Raw genomic sequence first — 19,879 nt, forward strand, 5'->3', positions numbered from 1 at the left:
AAACTCCGGCAACAGCTGGAGTTTTTGTTTTCTATTTTTCCTTTTTTTAACTATATTTTACATTAAAATTGTGTTAAAGACTCATGTTTTGAAGTGAATTTTTTCTAAATATTCCATTATTATTAAACTTCCTTACGTTATTTTTATCTAAAAAGTGGCTTTCCAGTAGTTTCTGCGCCTATTATAGAAACCATCTTTTATTTACAATAAATTAAATCAATATTAAAAAATCAATCAATCGTTTGATTTGTGTTAAAACTTGTGTACATTTGCGCCCTGAAAAATGAACACTAACATGATTTCAAAAGAAGAAAATATATTATTCGCAGCCGAGAAGCTTTTTGCAGAAAAGGGATTCGAAGGAACTTCCACCCGCGAAATTGCAAAGGATGCGAATGTTAATATTTCTATGATCTCGTATTATTTTGGCTCTAAGGAAAAACTTTATGAGAAATTAGTAGAATACAGAATGAATGAAGGTCAGTTCTTTTCAAAAGATCTTTTGGGACGAACCGATATCAATGAATGGCAGAAAATTGAAAAAGTAATTGATCAGTTTTCTAACAAGATCCGTACTCAAAAATGCTTTTACAGGATTATGCAGAGAGAGCAGGTGTATACCAAGAATCCTCAGATTGTAGAATTTTTAAAGCAAACTAAAATGGGATTCCTTTCTATGTATTCACAAATATTGGAAAGCGGTCTTAAAAATGGAATTTTCACCAAAAATCCGCCTATATATCTCCTTCATTCTACGGTAAGCGGAACTTTATTTTATGCATTCAATGCAAAAGAAATGTATAAAGAGTTCCTGAATGAAACAGAAGATGAAGAAGCTTTTGATGAAAAATACTATACAGAACTTAATAAACATATTAAATACTTACTAAAAGACCTTTTAGGTTATGAAGAGAATAAATAACTCAGTGATTGCATTATCACTATTCGTAGGGATAGCAAATGCAAATGCTCAGGAGAAAAAAACACTTTCTCTTGACGAAGCTGTACAGTTGGGAATCCAGAACAGCAAGAATCTCAAGATCGATGCAGCCAAGATCGAAGAGGCTACAGCTGATCTTTTGGAAGCTAAAAACAGACAGTTGCCGGAATTAAAAGTATCAGGCAGCTATATGTACCTTCCTATAAAACCGAATGTAGATATCAAACTTCCGGGTGTTTCAGGAGCAGGAGGTCCTGAGGTACATCAGGTGGCGTACGGTTCAGCTAATCTTAGTGTTCCAATTTACAGCGGGGGAAGAATCAAGTATGGTATTCAGTCGGCGAAATATCTGGTGGAAGCTTCAAAATTAAGCACTGAGAACGACAAAATTGCTATTGCTTACAATGTTGCCCAGGCTTATAACAACTTATTTAAAGCCAATCAGTCTATCAAAGTTTTTGAAGAAAACCTTGCTGCTTCTCAAAAAAGAGATGAAACATTCCTTAAAATGGAAAACAATGGTTTGATCGCAAGAAACGACAGATTGAAGGCGAATCTTCAGACTTCGAATATTGAACTTCAGCTATTGGAAGCTAAGAACAACTACAATATTGCCAACATCAATATGGATCTTTTATTAGGTCTTCCAGAAACTACAGAACTGACAGTAGATGAAAATTATATTGAGGAAGGTTCAGATGTAAAACCGGTTGATTTCTATGTTACTGAAGCCAGAGAAAACCGTAAAGATTTACAGGCCTTAGCACAACAGAGAAAAGCGGCAGAGCTGGGATCAAAAGCTGCAAAAGCTGAAAATCTTCCTTCTATCGCATTTACCGGAGGGTATGTAGCCGCAGATATTCCTAAATTTCTTACCGTATACAATGCCATCAACGTAGGAATTGGTGTTTCTTATAACCTATCCAACCTGTGGAAAGAAAATTCTTCATTAAGACAGTCACAAGCGAGAGAAAAGCAATTGGCAGCTACGGATGAATTACTGAATGACAACATTAAGCTTGACGTCAACAGAGAGTATCAGAATACAGACTATTCAAAAAAGAGAATTGCTGTTTTTGAAAAATCAGCTGAGCAGGCTAATGAAAATTACAGAATTACAAAAAATAAATACGACAACGGTCTTGCAACGATGACAGAATTATTGGATGCAGACGCGGCTCAGATTGCTGCAAACGTTGGAGTGATCAATGCTAAAGCAGATGCTGCCCTGGCATACAGAAAACTATTACAGACAACAGGAACTTTAACAATTAAATAATCAGATCGAAACCAAAATGGAAAATAATAATACACAGGCAGCTGAACCTAAAAAGAAAAAAAGTTTAGTTTTTCCTATCATTTTAGCGGCAGTAGTAATCGGAGGAGGAATCTATGGTTACAGAGCCTTTACCTACGGACAGTATCACGAAGAAACTGACGATGCTCAGATCTCTTCCAATATGGCACCGGTAATTTCTAAAATCTCAGGTTATGTAGCTCAGGTAAAAGTGAAAGACAACCAGTTTGTAAAGAAAGGAGATACGTTGGTGATTTTGGATAACAGAGATCAGAAAATGGCTCTTGATCAGGCTCAGGCAGCATTATCTACCGCTAAAAGTAATATTTCAAATGCAGAAGCTACCACAACAGCTACTTCAAAAAATATCGGATCTTCAGAAGCGGCAGTAGTAACAGCTAATGCTCAGATAGAAGCAGCAAAAGTAAATGTCTGGAAAACTTCTCAGGATTTGAAGAGATATGCTAATCTTGTAAAAGACCATTCTATTACAGAACAGCAATACGAGCAGGCTTTAGCCGCAAAACAATCTGCAGACAGACAATTACAGGTTTTAGTTGACCAGAGAAATCAAATTGCTCAGCAAACTCACATCGCTTCTTCTCAGACTGCAGCAAGCTCACAACAAATCAGTGTGGCAGGATCTGTGGCTAAGCAAAGAGAAGTAGATGTAGAAAATGCAAAACTGAATTTATCATACACGGTAATCCTTGCACCTGAAGACGGATACGTTGGAAAAGTACCTACACAGGCAGGGCAGTATCTGCAGGCGGGAGCGCAGTTGTTTGCTTTGGTTAAAAACGACCAGAAATGGGTAGTGGCTAACTTTAAGGAAACACAGGTAGACAAAATGGTGGAAGGACAGAAAGTGAAAATCGAAATTGACGCTTTCCCTGATCAGGAATTTGAAGGAGTGGTAAGCTCATTCTCTCCGGCTACTGGAGCTACATTCTCTATTCTTCCTCCGGATAATGCGAGTGGTAACTTCGTAAAAGTAGTTCAGAGACTTCCTGTAAAAATCGATTTTGTAAATCTGGATAAGAATATTGCCAAAAGATTAAGAACAGGAATGAACGTGAAGGCAGAAGTTGCTTTGAAATAACATTTAAAATTGTTAAAAGTCAATGAACTTCGTTGTCAATGGTGAATCAGCTTTGCTGTCAATTAAAATGAACGGCTTAAAATTCACTATTCACTTGCGGAGCAAAATTCACAATTGATTTTTTACATCGTAAAAAACTTATGCAAGATTCATTAGTAGAATATGGAGCGCGTAGAGTAATCATTACGATTACGGCTATCCTTTGTGCCCTTCTTGAAATTGTAGATTCCACGATTGTCAATGTTGCCTTGAATGAAATGAAGGGGAATCTTGGATCTACACTTTCTGAAGTGGGATGGGTAATTACGGCTTATGCCATTGGTAACGTCATCATCGTACCAATGACGAGCTGGCTTTCCCAGCAGTTTGGGCGTAGAAATTACTTTGCGGCATCCATCATTATATTTACCATATTTTCATTTTTATGTGGAAATGCGACCAATATCTGGGAACTCGTGTTCTTCAGATTGATGCAGGGAATCGGTGGGGGAGCCTTATTGGTAACTTCACAAACGATCATTACGGAATCTTATCCGATTGAAAAAAGAAGTATGGCTCAGGCTATTTATGGTCTGGGAGTAATCATCGGCCCTACCTTAGGTCCGCCTCTTGGAGGATATATCGTTGATAACTTCAGCTGGCCGTATATTTTCTATATTAATATTCCGATTGGAATTGCAGCAACATTGATGACGCTGCAGTTTGTAAGAAGTCCAAAATATGCAGAAAAACGTAAAGTCTCGGATGTTGACTGGATTGGAATTGGATTGCTGGCAGTAACAGTAGGTTCATTACAGTTCATTCTGGAAAGAGGTCATGAAGAAGACTGGTTTGCCAGCGGAATGATTGTAGCGTTTACGGTAGCGGCAATCTTAGGATTTATATTATTCCTTTGGAGGGAACTTACCTTTAAATATCCGATCGTTGAACTCAGGGTGCTTAAGAATAGTAATTTAAGGATCGGGACAATGATGTCATTCGTGCTTGGATTTGGACTTTATGGTTCTACGTTTATCGTTCCGCTGTACACTCAGAGTATTTTGGGATGGACGGCCCTTCAGTCGGGAGCTTTGATGATTCCGGCAGCTTTAACAACAGCCTTTATGATGCCTATTATTGGTAGACTTTTGGCAAAAGGAGCAAAACAGCAGATCCTGGTTTCTCTAGGATTGTTCATCTTCTTTGTCTATAGTTTCTGGGGATATAAAATTCTGACTCCGGATACCAGTAAAGATGCATTTTTCTGGATGCTGATTGTAAGAGGAGCAGGTTTGGGACTCCTGTTTATTCCAATCACCTCATTGTCTTTAAGTACACTGAAAGGGCAGGAGATTGGTCAGGGAGCAGCCTTTACCGGGATGATGAGACAGCTTGGTGGATCTTTCGGGATTGCAGCGATTACAACTTTTATTGCTAATGCAGGTCAGAAATACAGGAATAATCTGATTTCTCACCTTGACGAAAATAGTTTTGATGTTCAGCAAAGACTCGCAGCATTGAAGGCAAGTTTTGTAGCGAAAGGGATGACTCCGGACGCCGCGATGAATGCCGCTTATAAAATGCTTGATTTGTCAGTCACCAAACAGGCCACTGTACTCTCTTATATGGATGTATTTCTTTATCTCGGAATTATATTCCTGATATGTATTCCGTTTATCTTACTCGTAAAAGAAAGAAAAAGCAAAGAAAAAATAGATTTGAGTGAAGCCATGCACTAAATTTTAATTAAAAACCTTCGATATTTTCGAAGGTTTTTTTTGTTTCTTTCTATTGTAAAATAATGTCAGACAGTAACTTTTAGTTTTAATTCTGTTAAACAAAAAATAATATCACTTATTGGAGAGTTTAATTATTTTTTCTAGCTTTACAAGAACAAATGAAAAAAATATGAATAGATTCCCCAATCCCTCAACCCCTTTTTATAAAGGTGTTTTCCCAATAGCGTGCCGGATTTTTTGTCTGAATATCAGTTTTAATATCAACTGATCGGGTGCTGTCTTTTTACTTGTTTTTATATTCAATAAAGCCAATGTTCTTATTTCTGAAAGCTTATGAAATACAGGCTTTCGTTTCAATAATTAACTAACCCATGATCTCAATATACTTACAAAATATTATATATGAATCAAATACAACTGCCGGAAACCTATCTGGCATTATCAGATTTCAGAAAGTATGATATCTTTCTTCCTGAAATGAATCAGGCACAGATTATCTCAGACTTTTTTCCCGGAACCTTTACAGAACTTACCCAGCGCCTGTCCGATATTACAGGAGCCTTTTACGGCGGAATGCTCAAGCAGATTGGCCGACTTTACGGAACCGAAGCTATTGAACAGCTTTCCAGCACTTTTATGTATGATCTCGGATCCAGAATGACACTGAGAAATCTTGAAACAAAGCCTAACCTGCAGCCCGGTATTCCGGCTGTAGCCAAAATACTCATAGGAGCAATTTTTACATCCAGTCCCGAATATAATTTTGAATTTAAAGAATTAAATGACTACAAATGTGAACTGCTGATCAAAGGAGTAGACCGTTACCATAAGATCACGCAGAGCCTGCAGATCGCGGGTCTGCTGAAATGGCCAGTCATAAAACCTTTCTTACAGGGAGTTTGCGATACTATGGGACTGGATGTTTTATTGGAAATAAAAGTGCTGAAACTTGATCCGGACAGCACATGCAGCTATCATATCATTGTCTCAGAAAAATAGAGCTGAAAATTGAAAATAATAATTTCAAATATCAATAGGAGCGGACTTTAGTCCGCTTTCTCTATTATAAATCAAGAATTGGCTTTAGCCAGAACATAAAACCCGCACCCCGAATCCCGCACCTTAAATTTCTACCTGATTTTCTCTATCCACTCAATCCCACTCACATCAATCAGTTTCAGCGCATGAATTTCACTTTTCTGAAGTATATCATCAATATTCAAAGTTACATCAGCCTTTGCTCCCAAAGGAATGATCAGGCTGTGCTTTCCGGGTTTTACTTTGGTAACATAATGATTCCGTATATTTTCCTTAGGCAATCCGGAAAGTTCTTGATGATCTATTGCTTTTAAAATATTCCCGTTTCTGTCCAGAATATGGACACCTATCAGAAAAGAACCATAGACATCAGCCCCTTCCGTTCTGTATACTTCAAATGTTAAATCCGAGTTATTATGGGAAATATGGGAAATTTCCAGTTTCGGTTTTACCGATTTATTATGCAAAGTTCCCCATACACCTCCATGGAAATACTGATTGGTAAAAAGAGTCAAACCCAATATAATAAGCGATCCTGTCAGTACAAGAATTTTTGGTTGTGAGACAGGAAAGTTCCCTGAACCCAGCCATTGAAACCATCTTTTTTGAGTGAAGCTTTTGTTATTCTTTATGAAATAATAATCCAGTGAATAAGGACCACTTCCTGTAAGAAACAGGACAAATCCGCCAGCGATTCCTAAAACTCCTATCTGCCATTCATCAAGGCAGGTTGTTCCCAGCCAGCCGGAACCCAATAGGATCCCGAGGGCAAGGCTGAAGATCCCGATACTCATCAGTCGTGTAAATAATCCGAGAATAATGAATAATCCCACAATAGCTTCAATAATAGTAAAAACCATCATGGATTGCTGTAAGGCATCAGGATGGGTAACCAGATATTCAATAATAGGTTTTATGCCGAGTGCGTTCGGTAAAAAGTGATTGAATTTTTCCCCGATATATCCCTGTTCGTCTGGAATAAGCTTGTTTTCGAGGATAAGTCTTCGCCAGAACGCTGAAAAATAAGTCCATCCGATCACCATGCGGAGGGATAAAGTATATAATCCGGCCAGTTCCGAAGACTGGCTGTTTAAAGTATGTTTCATTGAAATTAATATTGTATGTAAAAAACCGACTTTTAATTAGGTTCAAAAAGTTTAAACCAGATTAAGCTTCAGTCTTTTAAACAGAATATATTTCGGTGGGCTGTTTCCTGTGGAATGCCCTGAGTATTTATTGAAAACAATCTTCTCTTCAGCAGAATTGCCTGCAGTGAAATAAAAGTGGGAAAAAGAATCCTTGTATTGCCCCTGAATTTTAGCTTTTGATACCGAAACTTCTGTCGGGGCAGATGCCGTATCACAGCTGGAAGAAAGAGATGAAGTGATCTTTACCTTATTCAGTCCGCTGATGTACTGAATGTCAAAAATATCAAGAACATTTCTTTTTACAGAACACGGCGATAATGAAAACACCAAAATAAGCATCGTAATAACAGCTTTGTAGGTTTTCATATGGAGTCCTGAATGGGGCATAATTACAAAACTACACTTTATTTCAATGTAAGTTTAATAAATTGTAAAAAATCGTCCTGCTGGTCTGCAAATAAATAATGGGAACAATTGTCGATAAGTCTGAAGTTTTTCTTTCCGACAATATTTTTAAGATCATTCAGCTGTTTTTCTGAAAATATTCCGTCGTTCTTACCATACACCGCAAAAATGGGGATTCCTTTTTTTCGGATGTCTTTTAAAGCGGAAGTATTATCCAGATTGTTCAGAGGTTCATTTTTATAGAACTTAAGAGGAGAATCAGAATTTCTGATGTTGTTTTTATAAAATTCACCTGCTTTGTATTCGTTTCTCAGCATTTCGCTTTGGGGAGTAGGATTGGGCATATCGAAGAAATTGAGCTTACCGGCCATTTCGTAACATCTTTTTCGATAGGCTGCAGAATTTTTATCCAGATTTTCTATTTCTGAAATCTCTTTGAGTTGGGAAGAATCATTTTTGAAATGTTCTTTTGCCTGTTTTAGGATATGATCATAGGTTTCCTGCTGCGTAAATAAAGCTCCGGCAAGAGTCAGAGAATTTACTTTTTCAGGAAATTGTGAAGTGAATAGGGTCCCGATAATTCCCCCGAAACTGTGGGCAAGAATATTTGCTTTTTTAATATGATAAGTGGTGTAAATTCCTTTTAAATCTTCAAAACTTTCTTTAAAAGTCATGGTGGCATTATCATCTTTTGAACGGCCTTCACCGCGTCTGTCATAAACGATTACATAAAATCCTTGATCAGCCAGCTTTTGAGCTGTAGTTCCTTCAAATAAAGTAGCATTTCCGCTCGGTCCGCCATGGATAAAAATAACAGGAGGATTTTTTGGATTTCCGTATGCCCTAGAATAGATGTCCTGTGCTTTAAAGACAATTGAAGATATGATAAAAAGAATGGAAAACAGCTGCTTCATGATGGTTATTTTGAGTTTTCTAAACTACTGAATATTCTTTGAGCAAATGAAAAAACTGATATGAATTATGAGCAAATTTAAAAATAAAAAATACTACTGACGGACAGTTGTCACAATCCTGATTTATCTTTACAAATCGGAAGTTTTATATAGAAACAGAAAATATATTGTAATGAGTTATTGTTTAGCAATAGAAGGCATGCAGCCTGAAAGCAGAAAAGAACTGCACAAAAATTACCATGACAACTATTATGGATTCCCTATTCATGATGATAATGAACTGTTTGGAAGACTGATTCTGGAAATCAATCAGGCAGGTTTAAGCTGGGAAACCGTTCTGAAAAAAGAAGACAGTTTCAGAAAAGCATATGATCATTTTGATATTCAGAAAATAGCAGCGTATACAGAGGAAGACCGCGAAAGACTGTTGAATGATCCGGGAATTATCCGGAATAAACTGAAAGTGAATGCAGCTATCGAGAATGCAAAAACAATCATAGAACTGCAGAAGGAATTTGGTTCCTTTGAAAAATGGCTGGAACATCATCATCCTAAAACATTGCAGGAATGGATGAAATTATTCAAAAAAACATTCAAATTCACAGGCGGAGAGATTGTCAATGAATTTCTTATGAGTACCGGATATCTGAAAGGAGCCCATCATGAAACCTGCCCGATACACTCAAAAGTTTTAGCTCAAAAGCCTTTATGGAAAGAAAATTTGAATAAATAATAAACTTAGATTCCCACGGAATGACACAATGTGTGCTTAGTGTCAAACATTTCTTTTTGTCATTCCATAGGAATCTAAATTATCAGTCATTCTTTGAGGCTTCTTCCATCAGTTCTTTATGTTCATTTCCCCATTTTTCAAACTCCAGGATAATGGGTTTTAGTTTATACCCGATTTCTGTAAGTTCATATTCTACCCGTGGCGGAACTTCGGCATATACAGTTCTGCTAATGATCTTGTCCTCTTCCAGTCTGCGAAGCTGAAGGGTAAGCATTCGTTCAGTGATATTCTGCAGGCGTTTTCTCAATTCCCCGAATCTCATTTTTCCATTGATCAGATAACAGCAGATGGCCAATGCCCATTGTCCTCCGATAATGTTGGAGGCATAGATTTCCGGACACTCATCAGCAAGTGCTTTCTTGTTGGCAAAATTCGTTGAAGTTTCCTTTATTTTAGTCATTACTTACATTTTTTATAGTACCATACAATGGGTAGCTAATGTACGAAATGTAAGTTACGTGTAGTAATTTTGTATTAGAAATTTAAACATAATGAAGACCTTAATAATTGTAACACACCCTGATATAGAAAAATCAGCGATTAATAAGAAATGGATTGATGAATTGAAAAAATATCCTGAAAAATATACGGTTCATCAATTATACGAAGCTTATCCCGATGGAAAAATCAATGTAGCTCAGGAGCAGAAGTTGATGGAATCTTATGACAAGATTGTATTTCAGTTTCCTTTTTACTGGTTCAGCAGTCCGCCGCTTTTAAAACAGTGGCTGGATGAGGTGGTTTTATATGGTTGGGCGTATGGAAGCAACAGTGGTTTCAAACTGGCCGGAAAGAAAATGTCACTGGCCGTTACCGCTGGGATAGATGAAGAAGGGTATAGTGCATCCGGAGAGTATAAATACACCATGAAGGAACTTTTCAGACCTTATGAACTGACCTTTGATTATATAAAAGCAGACTACAAAGAACCTTTCGTTTATTACGGAATTGAAAGAGATTCTTCCGATGAATGGATCAACAGAAGTGTTCCGATGTATCTGGAGTTTCTGGATAATTTATAACAATATAAAAATGAAGTTGGACTCTTGAATTACGTGAGTTCAACTTTATTTCTGAATATATTCAAATGGCTCTACATTCCAGTCCTGCACATATTTTTTTATCGTATTACTGTCAATATCAAAGGGAACATCCTGATATTTCCAGCCTTTTGAAGGAACTTTTAAATCTATAAGATAGTTCTCAATAGAGTAGATGTCAAGTATAGCTGAATTATCAGGCTTTATAGAATCAAAAATAATCAGGAATTTATCTCCTTTCTGATAAGAGACATTAGCTGTTTTAGAATAGGTAATAGCATTAACATCATATTTATAATCTATTCCTACGCCATTATTATTTTTGTGATGCCAGTCTGATATAGCTTCTCCAATGGTGTATTTTGGACTTTTGAGCAGATCATTAATTCCTAAATTAGCACTAATTAACCAGTATATAATAAATCCTAAAGTGAGTCCCAAAAGAATAATATGAAATTTTTCTGAAATCAATTTTTTCATATTCAGTTAATATATTTTTATTGATTTTTTTTTCAGTCTACCAACTATTCCTACTATAGTTAAAAATATTCCAATGATTAAAAAAGGATGCCAGAGGAAAAAGGAAAGTTCACCTAAATTAACAATGATTTCAGAATAATCTCCTCTTGCTGTAAATAATCCAACAGACGTAAAAAACATTATAATGGATAGAACAAACATTGATAATCCGATAAAAAATAGGTACTTGTAAATTGATTTCATTTTCTATTTATTTAAAACCCGATTGATTCTTTTCTCTGCTTCTTCTTTTGCAATTCCATTATAAAAATCATGTACAAATGGATGGTCATAACTTTGGTGAGGATAGACAAAAGGGCGGCCGATAGAATTATTCACCACCACAGTTGTAGGAACACTTTCCTCAAACTCATAATCGGGAAGATAAGTGGAAAGCCATCCGAAATATTCAGCTTCAAATTCCTTATTATCATAATTTTCAACGTATTCATTGAAATTCTTTTCACTCAGTGAAACCCAGATTCCGTAATCCAGATCTCTGCAGTCATCGTTGACTTCCTGTACAAGAACAGTACGGATAAATCTATGGGTATCTTCTGCATCTTTTACAACACAAAGGTCAGAACTGAGTTCAGCATTCTTTAATTCTTCTTCGGATAAGCAGGAATAGAAATAGGGGTATGTATAAGCTATTGCCGGCCAGTCTTCTTTTTCTTCTCCACAGCATTGACAGATGTATTTTGTCATCGTATATTTATTTCTAATGTTGATTCTAATTTAAAGCAAAATCCTTATCCCACCGTAGGCGTATCCTCTTCTTTCAGTATTTTCTTCTCTTTCATCGTAAGCGTCATTCTTTCATATTTGTACTTATCCCAGTCGAATCCATTAAGAAAATCAAGGGCTGCCTGGAAACCTCTGTTGAAAAGCTCTTCCTTCTCGTCTCTTTTCATAAAGAAATTCAGCCAGCTGCTGGTACCGCAGTTGACACTCTGTATACTGTATAAACGGTAAAAAGTATGTTTGGTAAGGAAAGTTTTGTCATTAAAACCTTTCAATGTACTGATGATATTTCCGGCATAACTGAAAGGGGTCTTAAGGATTTCTGCACTGGTTTTCCCTCTTTCAGAAAGAATAGCAGAATCACTCGTCAGCTGCACTCCGAAAAGGGGCATTCTTGGATAAAAAACTTCATCGGCATGAAACAGGTCAATAGGGAAATTGGAAATACTGCCTCCATCAATAAAAACCCCGGCAGGGTTGATGTCTTCCGGTTTGGTATTCATCCAATATCTCCAGGCATACTTTACGGAACTATCGTCTTTATTGATTTGTTTCTGAAAAGGTTCAAAGAAAAAAGGAACAGCCATAGATGCTCTTACAAACTCAGCCGGACTGATATGCTTCAGTTCCTCTTCGGACCAGTAGAGATTGGCCATGGTAGGAAGTTCCACCTTAATTTTAGCATTGATATCGGTGGTAATGACCACATATTCAGATTTGAGGAGGTAAAACGGATTGTTTTTATAATAATCATTATTGAGGGCGCTTTCATAGAAAATTCTATATCGGGTCTGGTCAATATGTTCCTTATTTTTTATTTTAATCTTTTCGATACTTTGCAGAGTCATTGTGTAATATTCCTGACCATTTCCATACCGGTAGTTAAGGTTCAGATCCCGTTCTTTCTGAATAAATTTTTCGTTGAGGTTAGCCACTGTTTTTATTCCAAACTGATCCAGTGCATTTTGCATCGTATTCTGAAAAGCATTTCCGGGATTGAGACCGCTGTTTTCCTTTCTGAAATTATGATACAGTTTTTGAATGCAGAAAAAGAGAATGACAGCCGGAATCAGAGGAATTAAGAACATCAATTTGGCATTCAGGATAGTAGTTGGAGAAACCACAAAAGGAATACTGATCAGGATAATGAACAGGATCACAGCAATAATGGCATTGATCTTAAAAAAATCCTTGTTGTTAAGCATCGCATGGAGCGTTGTTTTCACATAGGTTTTTCCATCCATAAAATCGGAAAAATCCCAGCTGAAAAGAATATCTTTGATTAGCTCACTTTTGGATTCTTCTTTGGTTTTACAGGCTGCAATGAGCATCGTATTAATGGCTCCTGCACTCGTTCCTGCTACTTTCAGAAAACGGATTCCAAATATTTCCAGGCCATAAAGATATCCTACCAATGCACTTCCCCAGACACCACCGCCTTCCTGTACAAACTCTATATACTGATTCCCGGACTGATCCAGAAGATCAGAGAATTCTTTGCCGGATATATTCTCATGTAAAGCACGCAATTTATCTTTTGAAGCCTGCGAAAGAGAAGAATCTTCCAGAATCTTGTTGAGGTTTTCAGTGGTCATGGTATTTTGTTTTGATGGTGTTTGGGTTAAAGACAAAAATTAATCACCACTGTCTTCGTCTCACATAAATAAAAGTACTGATCACCACTGTTGCCATAGCTCCCAGCGTTATAAAATAACCGTATTTATGATGAAGCTCAGGCATATTATCGAAGTTCATTCCGTAAACTCCGGCAATAAAAGTGATCGGTAAGAAATAAACGGAATAGATAGCCAACACTTTCATCACCTGGTTGGCCTTTTGATCCGAAAGCGCCAGGAACATCGAAATAAGGTTGGTAATCTGGATATTCAGGTGATCAAAATCAGCCACTACATCTTTATGCTTGTCTTTCAAATCAACAAATTCAGAGTCCTGTAAATTCAATAATTTAAATTTATCAATGGCATCCGTAGAAATTACCAGTACGCGTGAATTTAGTCCTGATTTTCGTTTCAGTTTATAAAGACGGCGGATCTGGCTGGTATGATTGGTATTTTTAAGGAAAATCTCATTCTCAATATTGTCCATAGTCTCGAACAGGCTTAAAGATTCATCATCAAAACTTTTCATGATCAATATCGCAATCATCAGCGTGATCTGCTGAGGATTAAGGTCTTCCTGAATCAAAGAGACTTTTTTCTTGACTTCCGTGATACTTCTGGTTTTCATCCTGTGGATGGTGATAATGGTATTCTCCACCAGAAAAATTCCAATCTTGGTGCTGATATCACTGATGGTATTCAGATTCTTTCTTTCCAGCTCCGTACTTTCACGAAGGAGAAAGAACTTGATATTCCCGTCTTCTTCATATTTGGGAAGGTGGTTGGGATCCATGGTATCTTCCAGCAGAAGATTATTGATTTCATATCTTTCATGAAGAAATTTCAGGTCTTCTGCAGTAGGAGCCTCTACATCTACCCATTCGCACTGGGAGGTTCTGTATATCGTATCAATTGACATAAAGTAAAAATACTAATATTTTGAAAAACTATGTGTTAAATAAGTTTTATCTTTGCCAAAATTAAAAAACTATATGATTAAAAGTACAATAAAAGGTGTGGGATTTTATGTTCCAGATAACATTGTTACAAATGATGATTTAGCAAAACTGATGACCACTAATGATGAATGGATTACAGAAAGAACGGGTATCAAGGAACGAAGACATAGAAAAAACAGGAATGACGCTCAGGAAACTACGGCTTATCTAGCATTTAAAGCCTCAGAAAAAGCTATTCAGAATGCTGGTCTTACCTCAAAAGATATTGATTTTATTGTTTTTGCAACCCTTTCTCCGGATTACTATTTTCCTGGAAGCGGAGTATTGCTTCAGGACATGCTTGGATGTGATACAATTGGAGCATTGGACGTGAGAAATCAATGTTCCGGATTTGTATATTCTATGAGTGTTGCTAATGCATTTATTAAATCAGGTACTTATAAAAATATTCTTGTTGTAGGAGCTGAAGTTCATTCTTTCGGATTAGATTTTTCTGATGAGGGAAGAGGGGTTTCTGTTATTTTCGGAGATGGAGCAGGAGCAGTTGTACTTTCAGCTACCGAAGATGAAAATGCAGGAGATATTTTAGCAGTCAATATGCATTCTGAAGGGAAATATGCAGACGAACTTTGTACTCAGTTCCCGGGTTCAAAATTCGGATGGAGTGACAGAATGAGAAAAGAGCCTGAAAATGTAACCAATAAAGAAGTGTACCCAATCATGAACGGTAACTTCGTGTTCAAACATGCCGTAACAAGATTTCCTGAAACAATGATGGAAGCTTTGAACAAAGCAGGAAAAACAGTTGAAGATCTTGATATGTTCATTCCACACCAGGCGAACCTTAGAATTGCTCAGTTTGTACAGGAAAAATTTGGTTTACCGAACGAAAAAGTATTTAACAATATTCAGAAATACGGAAATACAACCGCTGCTTCCATTCCTATTGCTTTAAGTGAAGCGATTGAGCAAGGGAAAATCAAAAGAGGAGATTTGGTCCTTCTTTCAGCTTTCGGAAGCGGATTTACCTGGGGAAGTGTTCTGTTTGAATACTAAAAGGAGAAAATAAATCGCTATTGTATCTTTACTAAAGCATTAGGGAAGCTTCATTTTCACTTATATCACAACTGAAGACGTGAAATTCCCATCCTTTGGAGGGGTGGCAAAAATTCAAAGAATTTTTGACGGGGTGGTTAGCAGCATCTACTCAAACAATATAAAAAAGACCGCAGAACTTCAGTTCTGCGGTCTTTATTTTATGGCATTCCTAATTAAAGGCTTTTCAATAATTTTTCAGTGTCAGTAGAATCCTGTCCTGTGCTTTTTGCCAGTTCAATAGACTTTTCAGCCCATGTTTTTGCATTTTTCTTATCACCAATCTTATTATAAAGATTCGCTAAAGTATCAGTATTGGCAAAGTTCTGATCTTTCTTTACAGATTCCTGTGCCCATGCAATTGCTTTTTCCAGAGAAGTCTTATTGCTTACATTTTCAAAGAAGTTCCATGCAAGAGAATTCAGCTCTTCAGAACCTGCTGCAGAATAGTCTTTGTACAAATCAAGGATCAGTTTTTCATATTCAGGAATATCCTTATTCTTTAAAGCTCTGTTCGCTTTCATTCTTTTTAAGATCTTGTCAGCTTCTTCCTTGCTTAAGAATTTCTGAGTTTCAGACATGAAATAGCTATCGTCCCATTTTTTGGTCTCTGCGTTATATGCTTTTTTGGAAACGGTATTCAGCTTGATGTTTTTGTCAAACTTTTCATACTTATCTTCCGGAAAGAATTTAACGATATCTGCTTTTTTATCCTGGAAAATCTTGTATAAAGGGCTGTCTATAGTTTGAACCCCTGAAAGAAGCATTTGAACATCTTCCTGATCCAAATTGGGTTTCTGCTGGAAATAACGGTTAAGTACTTTACCGGCAAACTCAGCATCATTATACATGGTAAGCCCTGCAAGATTCTTTAAAAACTCAGGGTCTTTTTCTCCTTTCTCAAACTGCTGCTTCAAAGAAGTTAATCTTTTGTTCGGATCTTCAGCATCTTTGGCAAACTGGATAAAGTCTTTTTCTTCAACATAGCCTAAAGTTCTGTGTACCGCTTCACCGTTTCCGTCAATAAACAGATAAGTAGGGAATGCTTTTACATTATATTTCTTAGCCAGCTCAATTCCTTCACCTTTTTCCATGTCAATTTTAGCATTGATGAAGTGAGAATTATAGTAGTCACCCACAGACTGAAGCGGGAAAATATTTTTTACCATGAGTTTACAAGGTCCACACCATGAAGCATATGCATCTATAAAGACCAGTTTGTTTTCTTTTTTTGCTTTGGCAAGGACAGAGGCAAAATTGCCGTCTTCAAATTTAATTCCCTGTGCCCATGCAAGAACTCCTATAAAGATTGAGGAAAGTATTGCTATTTTTTTCATAAAAACTTTTTATTCCCTGCAAATGTAATAAATATGATGACACATGAGCCGTTCACATTGAAAATAATTGTAAGGGAACTTTAGTTTTAAAACAGCTATCGGTTTATATGAAGGAAAATCATTTATTATTTGTGTCTAATTATTAAAATTAATGTAAAACACTGTTTTAAGTTAAATGATTAAATTTCAATATAATATTTTAATAAAAAATAAAATATCACTAGTTTTGTAAAAAACAAAAAGACACCCGTGAAAATAATGATGAATTATTATAAAATAAAAATAATAATTTGTTTTTGTATGTCTAAGAATCTCCTGAAATTTTTGTTTTTGCTGGCAACAGCAGTCCCTATATTCGCTCAGAAAAAAAACAGCTTTGACCTTATCTGTGAAAGAACTTCTTCTGTTACGGCGCATAAGGATTTACCAAAGGCGATCAAGACAGCAGACTCTCTTTATATGTTGGCACAGAAGCCTTCTGAGAAAATACAATGTCTTATCCTCTCTTCAGAACTTTATCATCATGCCGGTGAGCTTAAAAAAGCAATTTGTTATAGTGAAAATGCGCATTCGGTGATCAATCAGATTAACGATCCTGAACAGATGGCTGTTGTCACCAGATTACTTGCCAGGCAATATAGACAGGTAGGGTTATATGAAAGATCTAAAAAATACATTATAAAAGGGCTGGAAGCTTCCGGCAGGATTACCGATTTTGAAAAAAGCAATGAAGCGGCAGGGCTTCTGAATCAGGAAATGGCTTTCTATGAAATGGAGCTGGGTAATTATTCCAATGCCATACGATTCATAGAATCTTCACTGAAATATTTTGAAAGAATAAACAGCCGTAACGAAAACAGAACGGCTGCTGCCTCTTATCAGCTGCTGGGCGATGTTTATTTCAAACTTAATGACTATCCGGTTTCAGAAAATTATTACAGAAAAGCTGAAAGCCTGCTTAAGGTCGGAAGCTGTACACTCGGATTGGTTTATAATGGTTTGGGAGGAATTCGCCTGAAGCAGAAAAACTGGAAAGATGCCGAACTATACCTGAAAAAAGCAGAAAAAATAGCAGATACTTCCCGAAGTCTTAAGCTGAAAAAAGCAGTATACTCTAATATAAATGATTATTATGAAGGGACAGGGGATAATTTTAAAGCCTCTTTATATGCTGTGAAATATGTGCGTGCATATGATAGCATTGAAGCCCGTAATCAAAGCTTCACAATGAAAGGAGCAGAGATTCCAAAAGGAAAGAGCAGCAAAAAGAACGGACATATGAATCTGGTGAAAAATGCTACCATTATTGTCCTGTTCACTTTACTGATTGGTTTACTTGTTTTCTTCAGGTCAAAGCAGAAAAAACAACGTTCAAAGTTCAGAAATATCATAAGAGCCCAGTTGAATATGATCAGCAGCAGGAGTAATCCTCCTTTAAAACAACCTCATGATTCTGAATTTTCCAATATATCTGTGGAAGAAATTGATGAAAAAGATTCTGAAACAGACCGAAGACGAAATGATTCTCTGATGACTTCCGAAACGGAATCAAAGCTGCTTGAACTTCTTGAAGATTTTGAGAAAGGTGATCTCTATAACAATAAAGGAATGTCCCTTTCTTTCCTTGCTGGTGAATTGAATACCAATACAAAATATCTGTCTTATGTAATCAATCAGCATAAGAGTGCTGATTTTAAATCGTACATCAACCGTTTGAGAATCAAATATATTGTGGATAAACTGATCAATGATGAGAAGTACAGGCAATATAAAATAAGCATCCTTGCGGATGAGTGTGGCTTTTCTTCGCACAGTAAATTTGCTGCAGTTTTCAAAGCAGTTACAGACTATTCACCATCAGCTTATATCAAATATCTTGATGCTGAAAATCAATCAGATAAAAATATCCATTTTCCCGAAAATGATTAAAAAGAGATAGGTTTTTAAATTCTATCTTGCTATTTTCACGAAAATGAACAACCTATTATTTTACAGAAACGCTTTGCTATCCTATCTTTGCGCCAGTTCGAGGGACATGAACACCATTATACTACAGCTTAGCTCTTTTAATTTTTGAAAAAATATCTCTTTTCTGAAATTAAGATTATCATAAGATCATCATCCCAACTGAAAACTAAGCCATGAAAATTAATATATAGAACAAGTGTATATTTCATTATTGAGACATCCACGATTCCCACTTTATTTTCAAAGGAATATTCTGTTCAGAATATAAACCATATCTCATAATCGGGGTTGATTGCCCGGTTTTTTTTCAGTCAAGTTTTTTTAAGTGCAAATCCACAGACTTCTGTGGATTTGTGATTTTATTTAACCTTTGTACTGTTGGGTTTTGTTTTTGAAGTATCGGCAGCTGCCGGAGCGGGTATAGAATTGGCTACTGCAGAATCTCCCATTTTGTTTCTTAAAGAATCCTTATTGTGGGCGTCTTTATATTCTTCTCTTTTTTCTTTATTCTGAGCACAACTTCCAAGGAAAAGAAGTCCAATAACTGCTCCTATCCAGAATTTTTTCATAGGGTGTATTTTAATGTTTGGTATTAATCAAATATAAAGATAAAAGATAAAAGATAAAAGATAAAAGATAAAAGATAAAAGATAAAAGATAAAAGATAAAAGATAAAAGATAAAAGATAAAAGATAAAAGATGTTGTTATTAAAATTCAATAGGGGTGGGTTTTAACCCACCTTTAAAAATAATACCTCATCATTGGCTTTAGCCAAAACCTAAAATAACGGTCCTTTTAAAGCCAAAACTGCGTTATAGTTCCAACATTTCCAGTTATTCAATAAAAAAATCTGCAGCGCTTTCATCTGCAGATTTTCCATTTTAAATTGAACGTATATCAATACTACTTGACAGGAGACATCACCGCTGAATCCTTTTTGATCTTGATACTGTCAGGATTTGTCATTTTTGTAGTCGTTGTATCAGTTGTGGTAGGCGGTATGCTTTTTTGTGCATTATCTACTGTTGCTGAATCACGGCTGCTTGATGACATTGTCGATTCTTTGGTTCCACAGCTCACTGCAAATATTCCTATTCCAACGGCTGTTAGCAATAACTTTTTCATACTATTTTATTTTGGGGTGTATAATATTTTAAAAATCAACAATTATTCCTAACAGGGTAGAGAAAATCGTAAAATATAGGTAAAGTTTGTTAAAAGATGTTAGGTAGCAGGTAGGGG

21 protein-coding genes are annotated in these 19,879 nt (G+C 36.3%); 9 read left to right on the forward strand and 12 right to left on the reverse strand.

What is annotated here, in order from left to right; translation table 11 throughout:
* Positions 1-283 precede the first annotated feature (283 nt).
* The 5 genes from FN817_RS15000 to FN817_RS15020 all read left to right on the forward strand — a co-directional run bounded on the left by FN817_RS15000 (position 284) and on the right by FN817_RS15020 (position 6,056).
* A complete protein-coding gene (locus FN817_RS15000) occupies positions 284-922 on the forward strand; it encodes a TetR/AcrR family transcriptional regulator (protein ID WP_047421218.1) in 639 nt (212 codons plus the stop codon).
* Complete coding sequence (locus FN817_RS15005) at positions 906-2,219, forward strand: TolC family protein (RefSeq protein WP_047421220.1); 1,314 nt, start codon at positions 906-908, stop codon at positions 2,217-2,219. The genes FN817_RS15000 and FN817_RS15005 overlap by 17 nt, the downstream gene beginning before the upstream one ends.
* Before the next feature lie 16 nt (positions 2,220-2,235).
* Entirely contained in the window at positions 2,236-3,339 is a 1,104-nt protein-coding gene (locus tag FN817_RS15010; protein ID WP_142718658.1) for an HlyD family secretion protein, read from the forward strand.
* 140 nt (positions 3,340-3,479) lie between these two features.
* Positions 3,480-5,057 (forward strand): DHA2 family efflux MFS transporter permease subunit, encoded by a 1,578-nt coding sequence (locus FN817_RS15015; protein WP_047421224.1) that lies wholly within the window; start codon positions 3,480-3,482, stop codon positions 5,055-5,057.
* Positions 5,058-5,459: 402 nt separating this feature from the next.
* A complete protein-coding gene (locus FN817_RS15020; protein WP_047421226.1) occupies positions 5,460-6,056 on the forward strand; it encodes a hypothetical protein in 597 nt (198 codons plus the stop codon).
* A 131-nt stretch (positions 6,057-6,187) separates the two neighbouring features.
* On the opposite strand, the gene FN817_RS15025 is transcribed toward FN817_RS15020, so the two are convergent.
* The 3 genes from FN817_RS15025 to FN817_RS15035 are packed head-to-tail and all read right to left on the reverse strand — an operon-like array spanning position 6,188 to position 8,562.
* On the reverse strand, positions 6,188-7,201 hold the full coding sequence (locus tag FN817_RS15025; protein ID WP_142718659.1) for a TQO small subunit DoxD: 1,014 nt from the start codon (positions 7,199-7,201) through the stop codon (positions 6,188-6,190).
* 51 nt (positions 7,202-7,252) lie between these two features.
* On the reverse strand, positions 7,253-7,609 hold the full coding sequence (locus FN817_RS15030) for a hypothetical protein (protein WP_167498876.1): 357 nt from the start codon (positions 7,607-7,609) through the stop codon (positions 7,253-7,255).
* Between the two features lie 38 nt (positions 7,610-7,647).
* Positions 7,648-8,562, reverse strand: a complete 915-nt coding sequence (locus FN817_RS15035) for an alpha/beta hydrolase (RefSeq protein WP_142718661.1) — start codon at positions 8,560-8,562, stop codon at positions 7,648-7,650.
* Positions 8,563-8,734: 172 nt separating this feature from the next.
* Between FN817_RS15035 and FN817_RS15040 the strand changes: the two genes are divergently transcribed.
* Positions 8,735-9,295, forward strand: a complete 561-nt coding sequence (locus FN817_RS15040; protein WP_142718662.1) for a DNA-3-methyladenine glycosylase I — start codon at positions 8,735-8,737, stop codon at positions 9,293-9,295.
* Positions 9,296-9,377: 82 nt separating this feature from the next.
* On the opposite strand, the gene FN817_RS15045 is transcribed toward FN817_RS15040, so the two are convergent.
* Positions 9,378-9,755: a winged helix-turn-helix transcriptional regulator gene (locus FN817_RS15045; protein ID WP_047421235.1), complete on the reverse strand. Its 378-nt coding sequence runs from the start codon at positions 9,753-9,755 to the stop codon at positions 9,378-9,380.
* A gap of 91 nt (positions 9,756-9,846) precedes the next feature.
* Here FN817_RS15045 and FN817_RS15050 point away from each other — a divergent pair, with 91 nt between their 5' ends.
* Positions 9,847-10,377 carry an NAD(P)H-dependent oxidoreductase gene (locus tag FN817_RS15050; protein ID WP_142718663.1) on the forward strand — a complete coding sequence of 177 codons (531 nt, stop codon included), beginning with the start codon at positions 9,847-9,849 and terminating at the stop codon, positions 10,375-10,377.
* A gap of 45 nt (positions 10,378-10,422) precedes the next feature.
* Here the strand turns inward: FN817_RS15050 and FN817_RS15055 are convergent, their stop codons facing one another.
* Genes FN817_RS15055 through FN817_RS15075 form a run of 5 tightly spaced genes read right to left on the reverse strand, consistent with a single transcriptional unit; the run spans position 10,423 to position 14,196 of the window.
* Positions 10,423-10,875, reverse strand: coding sequence for a hypothetical protein (locus tag FN817_RS15055; protein ID WP_142718664.1), 453 nt, complete (start codon positions 10,873-10,875; stop codon positions 10,423-10,425).
* A 6-nt stretch (positions 10,876-10,881) separates the two neighbouring features.
* Positions 10,882-11,118, reverse strand: coding sequence for a hypothetical protein (locus FN817_RS15060; protein WP_142718665.1), 237 nt, complete (start codon positions 11,116-11,118; stop codon positions 10,882-10,884).
* 3 nt (positions 11,119-11,121) lie between these two features.
* A complete protein-coding gene (locus FN817_RS15065; protein WP_142718666.1) occupies positions 11,122-11,622 on the reverse strand; it encodes a DUF2199 domain-containing protein in 501 nt (166 codons plus the stop codon).
* A gap of 44 nt (positions 11,623-11,666) precedes the next feature.
* The gene (locus FN817_RS15070) at positions 11,667-13,253 is read right to left on the reverse strand and encodes a patatin-like phospholipase family protein (protein ID WP_142718667.1); all 1,587 of its coding nucleotides are present in this window, start codon (positions 13,251-13,253) and stop codon (positions 11,667-11,669) included.
* 43 nt (positions 13,254-13,296) lie between these two features.
* Positions 13,297-14,196, reverse strand: a complete 900-nt coding sequence (locus FN817_RS15075; RefSeq protein WP_142718668.1) for a magnesium transporter CorA family protein — start codon at positions 14,194-14,196, stop codon at positions 13,297-13,299.
* Positions 14,197-14,269: 73 nt separating this feature from the next.
* On the opposite strand from FN817_RS15075, the gene FN817_RS15080 reads away from it, so the two are divergent.
* Complete coding sequence (locus FN817_RS15080) at positions 14,270-15,292, forward strand: 3-oxoacyl-ACP synthase III family protein (protein WP_142718669.1); 1,023 nt, start codon at positions 14,270-14,272, stop codon at positions 15,290-15,292.
* 215 nt (positions 15,293-15,507) lie between these two features.
* Here FN817_RS15080 and FN817_RS15085 read toward each other — a convergent pair whose 3' ends face one another.
* Positions 15,508-16,668 carry a thioredoxin family protein gene (locus tag FN817_RS15085; protein ID WP_142718670.1) on the reverse strand — a complete coding sequence of 387 codons (1,161 nt, stop codon included), beginning with the start codon at positions 16,666-16,668 and terminating at the stop codon, positions 15,508-15,510.
* A 300-nt stretch (positions 16,669-16,968) separates the two neighbouring features.
* Here FN817_RS15085 and FN817_RS15090 point away from each other — a divergent pair, with 300 nt between their 5' ends.
* A complete protein-coding gene (locus FN817_RS15090) occupies positions 16,969-18,597 on the forward strand; it encodes an AraC family transcriptional regulator (protein ID WP_167498877.1) in 1,629 nt (542 codons plus the stop codon).
* Positions 18,598-18,995: 398 nt separating this feature from the next.
* On the opposite strand, the gene FN817_RS15095 is transcribed toward FN817_RS15090, so the two are convergent.
* Both FN817_RS15095 and FN817_RS15100 read right to left on the reverse strand, forming a co-directional pair.
* Positions 18,996-19,205 (reverse strand): hypothetical protein, encoded by a 210-nt coding sequence (locus tag FN817_RS15095; protein ID WP_142718672.1) that lies wholly within the window; start codon positions 19,203-19,205, stop codon positions 18,996-18,998.
* A 335-nt stretch (positions 19,206-19,540) separates the two neighbouring features.
* Entirely contained in the window at positions 19,541-19,762 is a 222-nt protein-coding gene (locus FN817_RS15100; RefSeq protein ID WP_142718673.1) for a cytochrome C551, read from the reverse strand.
* Positions 19,763-19,879: the final 117 nt, after the last annotated feature.

The sequence above is a fragment of the Chryseobacterium rhizoplanae genome (assembly GCF_900182655.1).
Lineage (GTDB): Bacteria > Bacteroidota > Bacteroidia > Flavobacteriales > Weeksellaceae > Chryseobacterium > Chryseobacterium rhizoplanae.